This is a genomic window from Mycetocola sp. CAN_C7, from assembly GCF_015752285.1.
Lineage (GTDB): Bacteria > Actinomycetota > Actinomycetes > Actinomycetales > Microbacteriaceae > Mycetocola_A.
Window position 1 is genome coordinate 1 of sequence record NZ_JADOUY010000013.1, and the last position, 12,575, is coordinate 12,575.

At 63.9% G+C, this 12,575-nt stretch carries 14 protein-coding genes; 8 read left to right on the forward strand and 6 right to left on the reverse strand.

Annotated elements, in window-relative coordinates; all coding sequences use genetic code 11:
- Positions 1-319: 319 nt before the first annotated feature.
- Complete coding sequence (locus tag IWX78_RS16115) at positions 320-976, forward strand: hypothetical protein (protein ID WP_196834659.1); 657 nt, start codon at positions 320-322, stop codon at positions 974-976.
- A 63-nt stretch (positions 977-1,039) separates the two neighbouring features.
- Here the strand turns inward: IWX78_RS16115 and IWX78_RS16120 are convergent, their stop codons facing one another.
- From IWX78_RS16120 to IWX78_RS16130, 3 genes are all read right to left on the reverse strand, one after another.
- On the reverse strand, positions 1,040-2,113 hold the full coding sequence (locus IWX78_RS16120; RefSeq protein ID WP_196834660.1) for a zinc-binding dehydrogenase: 1,074 nt from the start codon (positions 2,111-2,113) through the stop codon (positions 1,040-1,042).
- A gap of 62 nt (positions 2,114-2,175) precedes the next feature.
- Positions 2,176-2,574, reverse strand: coding sequence for a (R)-mandelonitrile lyase (locus IWX78_RS16125; protein WP_196834661.1), 399 nt, complete (start codon positions 2,572-2,574; stop codon positions 2,176-2,178).
- Between the two features lie 19 nt (positions 2,575-2,593).
- Entirely contained in the window at positions 2,594-3,118 is a 525-nt protein-coding gene (locus tag IWX78_RS16130; protein ID WP_196834662.1) for a cyclophilin-like fold protein, read from the reverse strand.
- A gap of 101 nt (positions 3,119-3,219) precedes the next feature.
- Here IWX78_RS16130 and IWX78_RS16135 point away from each other — a divergent pair, with 101 nt between their 5' ends.
- The gene (locus tag IWX78_RS16135) at positions 3,220-4,098 is read left to right on the forward strand and encodes a helix-turn-helix domain-containing protein (protein WP_196834663.1); all 879 of its coding nucleotides are present in this window, start codon (positions 3,220-3,222) and stop codon (positions 4,096-4,098) included.
- A gap of 49 nt (positions 4,099-4,147) precedes the next feature.
- Complete coding sequence (locus IWX78_RS16140; protein ID WP_196834664.1) at positions 4,148-4,717, forward strand: sugar O-acetyltransferase; 570 nt, start codon at positions 4,148-4,150, stop codon at positions 4,715-4,717.
- Between the two features lie 427 nt (positions 4,718-5,144).
- Here the strand turns inward: IWX78_RS16140 and IWX78_RS16145 are convergent, their stop codons facing one another.
- Positions 5,145-5,996: a hypothetical protein gene (locus IWX78_RS16145; RefSeq protein WP_196834665.1), complete on the reverse strand. Its 852-nt coding sequence runs from the start codon at positions 5,994-5,996 to the stop codon at positions 5,145-5,147.
- A 281-nt stretch (positions 5,997-6,277) separates the two neighbouring features.
- On the opposite strand from IWX78_RS16145, the gene IWX78_RS16150 reads away from it, so the two are divergent.
- Positions 6,278-6,829: a GNAT family N-acetyltransferase gene (locus IWX78_RS16150; protein ID WP_334684814.1), complete on the forward strand. Its 552-nt coding sequence runs from the start codon at positions 6,278-6,280 to the stop codon at positions 6,827-6,829.
- Positions 6,830-6,988: 159 nt separating this feature from the next.
- Here the strand turns inward: IWX78_RS16150 and IWX78_RS16155 are convergent, their stop codons facing one another.
- On the reverse strand, positions 6,989-7,657 hold the full coding sequence (locus IWX78_RS16155; protein ID WP_196834666.1) for a TetR/AcrR family transcriptional regulator C-terminal domain-containing protein: 669 nt from the start codon (positions 7,655-7,657) through the stop codon (positions 6,989-6,991).
- A 168-nt stretch (positions 7,658-7,825) separates the two neighbouring features.
- Here IWX78_RS16155 and IWX78_RS16160 point away from each other — a divergent pair, with 168 nt between their 5' ends.
- Together IWX78_RS16160 and IWX78_RS16165 are read left to right on the forward strand one after the other, a co-directional pair.
- Positions 7,826-8,281 (forward strand): DUF6326 family protein, encoded by a 456-nt coding sequence (locus IWX78_RS16160; protein ID WP_196834667.1) that lies wholly within the window; start codon positions 7,826-7,828, stop codon positions 8,279-8,281.
- 71 nt (positions 8,282-8,352) lie between these two features.
- Entirely contained in the window at positions 8,353-9,663 is a 1,311-nt protein-coding gene (locus IWX78_RS16165) for an NAD(P)-dependent alcohol dehydrogenase (protein WP_334684815.1), read from the forward strand.
- Positions 9,664-9,749: 86 nt separating this feature from the next.
- Here IWX78_RS16165 and IWX78_RS16170 read toward each other — a convergent pair whose 3' ends face one another.
- Complete coding sequence (locus tag IWX78_RS16170; protein ID WP_196834668.1) at positions 9,750-10,700, reverse strand: NAD(P)-dependent alcohol dehydrogenase; 951 nt, start codon at positions 10,698-10,700, stop codon at positions 9,750-9,752.
- Between the two features lie 416 nt (positions 10,701-11,116).
- Between IWX78_RS16170 and IWX78_RS16175 the strand changes: the two genes are divergently transcribed.
- Together IWX78_RS16175 and IWX78_RS16180 are read left to right on the forward strand one after the other, a co-directional pair.
- On the forward strand, positions 11,117-11,569 hold the full coding sequence (locus IWX78_RS16175) for a GNAT family N-acetyltransferase (RefSeq protein ID WP_196834669.1): 453 nt from the start codon (positions 11,117-11,119) through the stop codon (positions 11,567-11,569).
- A 574-nt stretch (positions 11,570-12,143) separates the two neighbouring features.
- Positions 12,144-12,515 carry a hypothetical protein gene (locus tag IWX78_RS16180; RefSeq protein ID WP_196834670.1) on the forward strand — a complete coding sequence of 124 codons (372 nt, stop codon included), beginning with the start codon at positions 12,144-12,146 and terminating at the stop codon, positions 12,513-12,515.
- Positions 12,516-12,575: the final 60 nt, after the last annotated feature.

Sequence of the window (12,575 nt, forward strand, 5' to 3'; positions counted from 1 at the left end):
GTAGAAGGTTGACTCGAAGGATCACACGGTGACCGCACTCACGCTCTAAACGACGAGGCCGGCCACCGGGCTACACCACCTTAAGGGGCATGACCCCTGGGCAAAGGGGGTCGGACGAGCCCTACCGACTGCCTGCGGCGCTGGGTAGGATCACGACATGAGACGGCAGTCAAAGCGAGGAGCCTCTTCTCAAGGGGTATGGCATCGGCTGGCCGTCGTTGCGCTCACGTTACCGGCTGCTCTCAGCGTCCTTCTGCTCGCGGCGTGTGCTGCGACCGTTCCGCCGTCCGGTGCGGAACCCAGCCCGGTGGAGTCGGCATTGAGCAGCAACCCCGATGAGATCCTTATGTGCCAGGACACCCCGGTGTCAACACAGGCGCTGAGTACACCGAGGCCGGCCACCGAGCTACCGGCCGAGGTCCTGTCCGTGCTCAATGACCCTTTGGTTGGCATCGAAGAGCCGCTTTCCGAATGGCTGATCGCGCACGAGAGCGCAGAACATGTGACCATCATGCACGAACTCGAGAAGCCCGTGGATATGGGCGCAGGGGACATCCGTTCGTACGCCCTGATCACTGTCGCCGCTGGCGAGAATCAAGCAATCCCGCTCGAGGCGCCGTGGGGCCTTCACCGGTCAACGCTCTGCACGCCGTCGATTGATCTCGGTTCGCTCACCGAGGCTGGAGTGACGCTCGACCCCGGTGCACCGCCTCGGAGTGACGACGAACAGATCGCCTTGCTCGTCACTGAGCAGGGGTGCAACTCGGGCCAGCCGGCGATCGATCGGATCGAGCTCATCGAGCTCAGCGAGACCGAGACCACCGTGGAACTCGTCATTGGAGTTCAGCCGAACACGGGCGGGACGTGCCCGTCCAATCCGCCAACGCCATTCACCGTCAACCTCGAGCAGCCACTTGCCGACCGCACGATCCTGAATGCCGCCGTCGCTCCGGCGCGTGCGGTCACCCTGCCGTAGTCGTGAGTGAGGGCGGATGCTCCGCAGGGTCACGCTGAAACGGGACGCACCTTACGGAAGCGCTCACTGCGATCCCTCACGGGTATTCGGTGCTCCGTCCGGCTCAGGGCGGATGAGGACCTTGAGTGCCTCGCGGTTGTCCATCAGGCGGTAAGCCTCGGCGATGTCGCTGAGCGGGAGTTCACGGTCGAACACTTTGCCGGGTTCGATGGTGCCGTCGAGGACCTGTGGCAATGCGGCTTCCAGGTAGGCGCGGACTGTGGCCGGCCCGCCGGTGAGGGTTGCGTTCTTGCCGAACAATGATGCGAACCCAACCGCCGCGTCTTCGTACTGCGGGACGCCGACACGCGAGATGACACCACCGGGCCGGACGATGCCATACGCCTGCTCGTAAGCCGGCATGTGTCCGACAGCTTCGAGCACCACGTGCACACCTTCTCCGCCGGTGATCTCAAGGACCTTCGCGATCCCCTCCTCGCCGCGCTCGGCGACGACGTGGGTGGCTCCGAACTCGCGGCCGAGATTCGTGCGGGACTCGTGGCGGCCCATGAGGATGATCATTTCTGCTCCAAGCTGCTTCGCCGCGAGCACAGCCGACAGCCCGACCGCGCCGTCACCGATTACGGCGACAGTCTTGCCCGCTTCAACCCCGCCTTTGTGTGCGGCGTGGTGGCCTGTGAGGTAGACGTCGGAAAGGGTCAGCAGGGAGGGCATGAGTGCTTCGTCGGTGCCCTCCGGGATCACGACAGCGGTGCCGTCCGCCTGGGGGACGAGCAGTTTCTCGGCTTGCGTGGCTGAGGGTGCTCCGTCGAAGAACCCTCCGTGCACGCAGGATGTGGTGATCCCGTCGCGACAGAAGGCGCAGGTGTTGTCCGACCAGGCGAACGGCACGATCACCGTGTCGCCAACCGACAGCCGTGCGACGGCTGAACCGACCTGCTCGACGACGCCAATCGCCTCGTGGCCCATACGACGCCCCTCGGGGGTCGCTTCGAGGTCGTGGTACGGGTGAAGGTCTGATCCGCACACGCACGCGTAGGTCACTCGAACGATGGCGTCGGTCGGGTTCTGCAGGACGGGGTCGGGTACTTCCTCGACACGAACGTCGCCCGCCTCGTGCATCACAGTTGCTCTCATCAGCGTTCTCCTCTAGTTGTTGCCTTGTAGTGCCTCGCGACGGAGGCGGATTGAGACAGACCTCAGCGGGATCCGTACTCGGTGTCGGTCACATGGGCACCCCACTGCGCGCTGGCTTCGCCCTCGGGCGTCTCCCAGAGCGCAAGGTGCGTCATGAAGCTGTCGGGAGCGGACCCGTGCCAGTGCTCTTCCCCCGGCGGGGTGTACACGGTCTGGCCGGCGTGAACCTCAACGACGTCACCTCCGCGTGCCTGGACGAGCGCGGTGCCCTCCAAGATGCGCAGAGTCTGCCCGAGCGGATGCGAGTGCCAAGCGGTCCGGGCGCCAGGCGCGAAGCGGACCAGGCCGCCGTTCAGTCGTTGGCCATCGTCCTGCGGCGAAACGACCTGATCGAGCCAAACGTCTCCGGTGAACCATTCGGGCGGGTTCTTGACAGTCGGAGTGCTGGGGAGAATGTGCATGGCGGAACTTCCTTTCGTTTCAGAGAGTGTCGACGGTGATGGTGACCGGACCGGACAGCGACGCGATCGCGGCAACGTCGTCGAAGGTGCCGAGACGGGCGATACCGTTCCAGTAACCAACGTCGCCGTAGTAGAGGACCAGGTCTCCGCCGGGAGCCCACAGCCCGATGTCGCCGATTTCGGGATCGGCGCCGCTGGGCATACCGTCCATCGACGGCGGCGATTCGAGAGCGGCGATTTTTTCGACCGCGTTGAAGTCTTCAAACGTCAGCGTCAGAGGCAGCTGCTGCGCGAGGGCATTGGCGGCCGGATTGTCATGCAGGATGGCGGTGATGACCTGATCACCTACGGTCAGAGTGATGGGGGTGCCACGTGTACTGGGCATGGGAGCTCCGGTCGCCGAGGTGGGGGGTTCTGACGGTGCGCTGATCGAGGCTGGTGACGGCGTGCCGTCGACACGCTTCGTGCCGTCGCTCAACGCGCAGCCGGTGAGGGCGAGGACGACGGTGAGCATCACCGCGGGGAGAAATCGTCGAATCAGCACGTACCTAGTCAAGCGGCGGCATGCACATTGAGGGAGTCCCTGCCGGAGGGTGTACTGACAGTGCATCCCTCGCCCGGGCGAGGGGCTTTAGTGTGGCCTTCATGACCAACCGAACTGAGGTGCGTGAATTTCTCATGTCGCGTCGCGCACGGATTTCGCCCGCCGACGTCGGCCTGCCTGGCGGGTCGAATCGGCGCGTCCCTGGGCTGCGTCGCGCCGAGGTCGCGATGCTGGCTGATGTCAGCGTTGAGTACTATGCGAAGCTCGAGCGCGGCGACATCGCGGGCGCATCAGCCGGTGTGCTCGAATCGCTCTCGCAAGCACTGCGCCTTGACGAGACCGAGCGGATGCACCTGCACGACCTCGCCCGCGCCGCCGACGGTATCCCCGCATCTGGCCGTGCTCGTCGACGCGCGACCGCTCAACAACCCGCCAGACAGGGACTCCAACGAACACTTGACGCAATCACCGGCGGACCAGCTTTCGTGCGCGACCGACGCCAGAACCTGGTCGCGACCAATGCGCTCGGGGCAGCGTTCTACTCACCAGTCATCGGCACCAGCGGCAGAGTGCCCAACCTGGCGCGATTCCAGTTCCTGGACCCGGCATCCCGCGACTTTTATCCCGACTGGGACCTGTTCGCCCACATGTGTGTCGGCATCATGCGTGTCGAAGCGGGCCGCGACCCCCACGACCGGCAACTGCAAGACCTCGTCGGCGAGCTCACCACCAGGAGCGACACGTTCGCCAGGCTCTGGTCGGCACACGACGTCCGCACCCACGGCACCGGCAGGAAGCGTTTTCACCATCCCGTGGTCGGCGAACTCACCCTGCTCTATGAGGAACTCACCGTCACAGCTGAAGACGGCGTTAGCCTTCTCGTCTACACCGCAGAGCCCGGATCACCGTCGGCCGAACGCCTCCAGCTTCTCGCCAGCTGGAGCAGTGATGTCACCGCAGCGGCAAGACTTCCCAACTGATGGTGCCTGAGTGCGCCACTGTAGCCCATCCCCAAACGAAGGAATGAGCATGACGCTCACAGACCTCCTCGCCGTGCTCAACGCCGGAGAGACCATCACCGGCGGCTCGCCGGCACACGCCATCATGATCGATACCAGCCAGGAAGCGCTGCGGGTTGCAGGCGAACTCAACTCCGGTTACCACGAGCCCGAACGCGTACGGGAACTCCTGGCGCAATTGACAGGCAAGCCCATCGACGACTCGGTGACGCTTTTCCCCCCGTTCACAGCAGACTTCGGCAAGAACATCTCCATCGGCAAGCGCGTCTTCATCAACTCCGGATGCCGCTTCCAGGACCAGGGAGGAATCGCAATCGGCGACGACTGCCTCATCGGCCACAACGTCGTCATCGCCACCCTGCAACACGACATCGCGCCCGCCCGACGCAGCGACCTCATCCCGTCACCCGTTATCATCGGTCGCAACGTCTGGCTCGGGGCCAACGTCACCGTTCTCCCCGGAGTCACTGTTGGCGACGATGCTGTCATCGGCGCCGGATCCGTCGTCACCAAAGATGTGCCAGCCCGTACCATCGCCGTCGGATCACCCGCCCGCGTCGTACGCACCATCGAAGGTTGACTGCACTCAGTGGCATTCGCTAAATGCCGTTCGAGCCGTCCTCGTGACACCAACTAAGGGCAAGCCAAGCGCTTGGAGAGTCAGCCACTGTCACGATCCACCGGGCCCGCTCCGGGTCGCCTGGCAGGTCCGGTGAGCGTTACTATGCAGGACACTGAGGCCATGTCGAATCTGTTCCGATTGAAACGGCGCGGCCGCTCTCGGGTATCGACAATCGGGGTGCGCTCCGGTATCCGTAGACGTCCGGCTTTCGGACGCGCGGTTCTTGCGAGGTCGTTTGTTTCAACTGCGATTCTGGCGCCATGCGTCCGGGCGACTCAGGAAGCAGGGACATGGTCCCTGCTATTGCGGGGACGACAAGAACGGGTGCCCGTCGCACTCCGTGTCTAATGCGGGCAGGGGGCTGGTCGACGAGGGCCCGGCGGGGTCAGCCCCTGCGTCGCCGCCCAGCCATCACGAGCACACATCCCCACGCCATTGCGAGCACACCGGCGACAACGAGTACGACGCCGATCAGCCACATCGCGCCGTGCCAGTCGAAATAGCCGAACGAGAGCGTTTGTATGAAGCGCCCGAGATCCTCGGGGAACTCGGCAACGCTTCCGCCGTCACCGAACAGCCAGAGCACGATCCCCAGCATCGTCACACCGAGACCGCAGAAGACGAATGCCGTTGTCGGCTCTCGTTTTTCGGCAGCTACCGCTTCAATATGTGAACCGCTCGATACCGTGTCGGGTGCTCGCAGGGAGAGAATTGGCAGCGTCAGGATCAGGCAAACGCCCAGCGCGACAGCCGAGCCGGTCATCCAGCCTGCCAACGGCACGAGAAACAGCTGGGCGCCAATACCCTCGGCCCAGTAGTAGTGGGATCCGCCGTTGTGTTCCGCCGCAGCCTCAATGACCTCTCGGATTCCGGGGAAGATCACGGCGATGGCCTGAACCACCCCGATTGGAACAGCTGCCAACGCCGGTGCGATTAGGCAGGCCGACGCCAGTCGCGTTGTCACCGACACCGTGCTCGTTCTGCGGCGCAGCGCCAACTCCAACATGCACCACCCGGCATAGACGCTCGGCACGACGGTGCTCAGGCTTCCTGCGAAACGATCGCCTCCCGCATCAGTCATGCCGTCGAAGACACCCCATACGCCGACCGCGACGGCAACGACGAGCACCACCAGGTTGACCCCGGTCGTGAGTGATCGCAATTCCGCGCGCCACTGGCGGGCGTCGGCCATTACTACGTCCTGCTGCTCCTGCTGCTGCTGCTGCTGCTGCTCCACTTCGTCCCCCCTAGTGGCTACGCTACCGCCCGCCGCGGCGCGTCAACCACCGACCCGGCTGATCACCACCTCTCCCCCCCCCCCCCCCCCGATTGTGGAGCTGCTTCCATCGCGTCCGACGCCCGATCCCGCTAAAAGGATTCCCGCAGAGCGTTCGCAAAAAATGACGCGTCTCGGGGACACTTGGTGACGGTCGGGATTGGCCACACTTATGCGTTGCTGAAGGTCCGGCTCGGGGCTCATGCAATGTTCACCAGCTCGCGAACGACTAGCGTTTGATCGTGACTAGACCGCGCCAACTTGACGAAGACGTGAGCATGCGACTGCTGCGCCCCAGCGACGCGACTGCTCTCGCGGCTGCGTATCTGCGCAATCGTGCCTATCTTTCCGCTTGGGAACCCGTGCGCCCTGAGGGGTACTACACCGGGGCTTGGCAAGCCGCCGATATCGCCGCCCGACTTGTTGCGAACGAAGCTGGCGAAGGGTACCCCTACGGCTTGTTTGTTGGCGATGCCGTCATTGGTCGATTCAACTTGGCCGGGATCGTGCGCGGGCCCTTTCAAAGTGGCGGCCTTGGTTATTGGGTCGACAGGAAGTTCGCGGGCCGCGGGCTGGCATCAGCTGCTGTCCAGGCGATCGTCGAAACGGCGCGCGACGAACTCGGATTGCACCGCATCGAGGCGAGCACTCTTCTGCACAATTTCGGCTCCCAGCGGGTGCTCTTCAAAGCCGGCTTCCAGCAGATCGGCATGGCTCCACATTATCTGCAGATTGCCGGGACGTGGCAGGATCACAATCTCTATCAGGTCGTCCTTCACGACTCAGCGGGTTGATTTCTGGCGCGATCGACCCGAGCTGCCTCGTAGGGGCCAGCCAGAACCGTGTCAGATCTCGACATTCCCGCTGAGGGTCGCTTGGACGACTGTGTCCGGGGTGAGACGTACTGCCAGAGTGAGCCGCTCTACTCCGAGTGACTAGGTCAGACCGATGCTCTAACGCTCGCGTAGCGTGGGGCTCTCGTCCGCGACCCGACGCTCCAAGCCTTCCAGCAGCAGCTCCAACCCGTAGTCGAACTCGTCCGCGAACGCGTAACCGCCAGCGCCGAACAGTTCGGCGCGTGAGCGCGCAATGTGCGGATACAGCTCCGCCGACGCCGCAACCTTGTCGGCGAATGCCTCCTCGGCGCCGTCCCTCGGTTCGAACGGCAGGCTCGTCTCGGTCAGCGCGAACCCGTACACGTAGGCGTCGATCGCGGAGAACGCGTGAGTTGCGAGCGCGGCGCTGAAGCCCTCAGTCATCAGCACACCAAGAAGCCGGTCGTGGTGCTGCAGCAGCGCAGGGCCGGGGTTAGGGCGCGATGCCATCATCCCGAGCGCCCACGGATGAGCGGTGAGCACCGATCGTGCCGACCGTGCCCGGCCGGTCAACGCCTCCCGCCAGGTATTGCCGACCGCGGGCAGCTCGATCCTTGCGAACACCCAGTCGGCGAGGTCGTCAAGGAGTGCTTCCTTGCTTGGGACGTGATGGTAGAGCGACATCGCCTCAACGTCGAGCACCTTCGCCACACTACGCATGCTCACGGAGCCGACACCCCCGCGGTCGGCGACGACGACAGCGGCGGCGACGATCCGCTCCCTGCTCAGTGGTGTGCGTTGCGGCATCTTCCCATCCTTGCGCACTTACGTCCGTAAGGCTACGCTTGGGATTGGCCCTTACGGCCGTAAGTCCCGAATCGACGAATCAAGCCAAGGAGCATTGTGATGAGAACGCCTCAATCCCACACCGTACGAAAGAATCCGCCGTCCCAGAGCGCACTGGAAAATCGGCGCATGCCCGTGCAGGCCAAGCTCGCCGCCGCTTGGACCAGTCTCATGTTCCTCGTCATTTACATCGACTACTACCACCTCTACCAGCCCGGTGAAATCGACCTAATTCGCGGTGGCGTCATCTTCGAGTTCGACATCAGCGGGACATTGATGTCCATTTTCTTCGCGATCATCGCGATCCCCGCCCTGATGATCATGCTCTCCATGACGCTGCCCGCCCGTGTGAACCGCGCCACGAACCTCGTCGTTGCATCGCTGTACATCCCCGTCATGGTGTTCAACGCGGCAGGGGCGACCTGGGACTACGCCTTTTACTACGCCCTCACTATCGGAGTCGAGGTGCTGATCCTGGCCTTCATTCTGCGCTCCGCCTGGACCTGGCCACGCAACACCGCATCACTGGCGACCCCGGCAGCCAGCCTCGACAGCGAGCCACTCCGCACGCCGCAGCAGGCGTGACTGCCCGCCCCGCCAGACCGTCCTTCACTCGCGCCACCGGCGGGCACGCCCGCTTGTCTCAGTGTTAGTTGTTGAGCACTCCGTTCCACCCCATCCCCCAGAACGGTCCCGTCATGATCGAGGCGCACGAGCTCACCGAGCGCTACGGAGACACCACCGCCGTGCACTCCCTCAGCTTCACTCTCGTGCCCGGGACCGTCACTGGGTTCCTTGGCCCGAACGGCGGCGGCAAGTCCACGACCATGCGCATCATCATGGGGACTGGACCGGCCGGCGTCGGGCACCGTCACCTCACCCGCGGCCGGGATGCTCGAGGCCAGCGGGACCATCACGCAAGGAGAGAAACCATGAGCTCACGCACTCAGCACGCGCTGAGAACAATGAAGGCGATAACCCAACACCGCTACGGCGGACTTGACACTCTCGACTATGAGACTGTTCCCCGGCCCGTAGCGGCGAAGGACGAAATCCTTATCCGGGTTCAGGGAGCATCCATCAACGCGGCCGATTGGCTGCTCATGCAGGGTGAACCCTTCGTCTCGAGGTTGGCGTTCGGCCTGCGGTGGCCCAAGGTCTCGACGCGGGGCAGAGATGTGGCCGGCGTGATCGAGGCTGTGGGCGACAACGTGCGCCGTTTCAGCGTGGGCGATGAGGTTTATGCAGAGGTGGATGCCGGCAGCTTTGCCGAATACACCGTCGCCCAGGCGAAGCGCCTCGCTCACAAACCCTCGCAAATCAGCTTCGGCGAGGCGGCTGCCGTGCCGATCGCCGCAACAACGGCGCTGCAGGGGGTGCGGGATGTCGCGAAGATCAAGCCGGGCGACAAGGTGCTCATCAATGGAGCGTCCGGCGGAGTCGGCTCTTTCGCCGTGCAGCTGGCCAAGGCCCGCGGGGCCGAGGTGACTGGCGTCTGCAGCACCGCAAATCTCGAGTTCGTGCGGTCGTTGGGCGCAGACCACGTCATCGACTACACGGGTGAGAACTTCACGACGGGCGAGGCTCGCTACGACGTGATCTTTGACCTCGTCGGCAACCGATCGCTGGCCCAGTGCAGGCGAGGCCTCACTCGTCGCGGAACACTTGTGCTGGCGTCGGGCAACGGGGGACGCGTGCTCGGTCCGATCCGACGCATGGTGGCAGCGATGCTGCTGAGCATGTTCGTGACCCAGAACCTTCGACCCCTCGCCGCTGTCGCGAGCGGCGCCGACCTCGAGGTGCTTCGCGAACACATCGAGGCCGGCGCCATCACGCCGACAGTCGACCGCAGCTATCCGCTCGCTGAGACGACTGAGGCGATCCGCTACTTCGTTGAGGAGCACGCCAGGGGAAAGATCACCATCACCGTCACCACCCACAACGACACCAAGGAACAGCACGAGTGAACGCCCCGGCCACAACCCTGAGCGCTCCTTTGCTCGCGGCAAATCGACCCTGATGCACCTGCTCGCCCTGCCCTTGGCGACCGCGCCTATGGCGTGATGACTACCTTGCCGCGCGCGCGCCCTTCGCCGAGGTAGGCGAGCGCTCGTGGCGTCTCATCCAACGGGTACGTGCGGTCAACGTGGATTTGGACCTCGCCAGAGATGCATCGGTCCGCAACCGGCTTGAAGTGTGCCGGCCCCTGCCCTGCGATCAGTAGCCCGAGACGTCGCCCAGTGACTAAACCGAGCCCTGCACCGACGGTGGCAACGCGCAGGAGTGCCCGCGCGGTTCCCCCGACGCACAAGTAGCGCCCTCGGGGGGCTAAGGCTCGAAAGTAGGCGAACATTGAGCGGTGCGCGACCAGGTCCAGGATCAGATCGAACCGCCCGAGCCGGGTGAAGTCTTGAGTCCGGTAGTCCACCACCGCGTCGGCTCCGACAGCCAGCATGAAGCTGAGTTTGGCTGCGTTATCGACTCCTGTCACGTGCGCCCCAGCCAGCTTGGCCAGCTGGATCGCGAATGAGCCCGCACCGCCGCCGCCTCCGTTCACAAGCACTCGCGCACCGGAGGCTACTTTGGCGGTCCCTTGACGTGCGATAGCAGCGGCCTGAGGCAGAGCCGACGCTTGAACGAAGGTGAGCTCGGGCGGTTTGTGCACGAAAGAGGCCTCCGCGGCAACGGCATACTCGGCGAAGCCGCCCATCAGGTTCAGGTTGTCGCCGTAAACCTCGTCGCCCAGCCGGAAGCGAGTTACCCCTGACCCAATGGCGGCAACACGCCCCGCGATATCCGAGCCGATAACTCGTCGAGAAGGTGAATACAGTCCACCGAGCCGAGCGTAGGCGGGACTGCCCGTCAAGGCTTCCCAATCGGAGCGATTTACGGAGGTGGCCGCCACAGCCACGAGGATCTGCTTCGGCCCGGGCGCCGGAATCGGCACGTCCTCGACTGACAACACATCTGGTGAGCCATATCGGCCGTATGCCACGGCCTTCATGCGGGATGCCCCGGAATGTCGCGGCCCGCGGAAGGACTGTAGCGCATACCTCCGCGCTGTGAGCGCGGTGGGCTCTTGCCCGGAGAAGGGTCTGACCGTCCTCTGAGAAATGTGTAGACGGCCGCCGCGAGTGGAGCCAACGTCGCGGCAAGTGTTGGCGATTTCGGCGTCCAGTCGAGGAACAGCTTGGGCACGAAGATGACGCACGGCGCCGCGGTGAGACCAAGCATGACGCAGTACCAGGGTGAGAGGCGACGGCGCGACATGAGGTCAGCATGGCACAACGGGTCTGATCCCAGTAGGTTGGCGCCAATCGTCGTTCGTTCCCGCTTGTTTGACGCGTCCCGTTGAGGTCCTGAAGTCCGTCAATCCGTGTGCAAGCGGAATAGCCAAAGCGTTGTGATTGAATCGGTGGGGTGAAGTCGACCTACCACTTTTCCTCTGACGACGCCGAAATCGATCGGACGCAGGTACATCTCTGGCTAAGCGAGGAGAGCTACTGGGCAAAAGGAAGGTCCCGCGCCACTCAGGACCAAGCGATCGACGGATCGCGAAACTTCGGGGTGTACGAGACGAGCACGGGCAGGCAAGTTGCCTACGCGCGCGTCGTCACAGACGGTGTCACGTTCGCCTGGCTTTGTGATCTTTTCGTAATGCCTGACGTGCGGGGACAGGGCATCGGAGTCGCCCTTATGGAGGGAATCATCGAGGTATTCGAGCCGCTGAGTTTGAAGCGCATGCTCCTTTCGACGGGGGACGCTCATGGTCTCTATGCGAAGTTCGGCTTCGAGCCGCTCGACAGCCCATCGAAGTGGATGCAGAGGACAGTGCAACCAGCAGCCCTTGAGGGGATACGAGTGCGTCACTAATTGATCATTCAGTCATGTGCCGCAGGCGCGCTTCTCGCCCGAAACGGTGAAGCCCCGACCCGCTGGACCGTCGTCTACGAGACGGACGACCCGCGTGGCCTCAAAGGCCCACTCGGCGAAGCCCGACCGATGGCACGCCTCGACCGGCGTTCGAGTTCGTCAAGACCCAGTGGATCAAAGAGGACTGTCTTTCGGGACCCCGGACGAGATCGATCGTTGGTTGGCTCTGACGACGGCAGCACCCAATTCATCATTCCGCAGCGACCGATTCGCCGCCTGACGGAGCTGCCAGCGTTCGTCCTCAAACGCGGCGGCGAATACTGCTTCGTGCCGAGTCTCAGCGCGTTGGGGTGGCTTTCGGAACTGGACGGGTGAGACGTCGAACCGCTCGTTCGTCACGATTGAATCCACTGCATCCCTGCCCGGAATTTTCCCAGCGGACTCCTTGCGGCGCTGCGCTGCCCGGGCCATACTCGGGTGCAGCAGAGCTTGTTCGTCAAAAGCCTGCACCCGTTCACAAATCGAGCGCACCCTCTTCACGTGCAAGCCCTCCACAAACCGTTGGAGGTTCACCATGTTTCTCAAGTCTTTGCGGGTTCTGGTTCTCGCGACCGTCGCGACCGTCGGCGTCCTGACCCCCGTTACTTTCGACACACCGGCCGAGGCGAAACCTCCGGCGGTGGCTGACGCAGCGGTCATCGCTCAGTGGGACGCGATCGCCGCCCGCACCATCTTCACGGAGAACGCGACTCCTGCCCCGTCATCCAACCTGTATTTCGGCTACATCTCCATCGCCGTGTATGACGCGGTCGTGGCGATCGAAGGCGGATACGAGCCGTACAACCCTCAGCGACGGGCTCATCGACGCGCCTCGTCCGAGGCCGCTGCAGCAACCGCCGCATACGGCGTACTGGAGTGGTCCCCGAAAGTTGGACACGATAATTGAACCCTAGGCGATGGCGGTTGTTTGGGTGCGGTATTCGTCCGGGCTGAGGTAGCCGAGCCG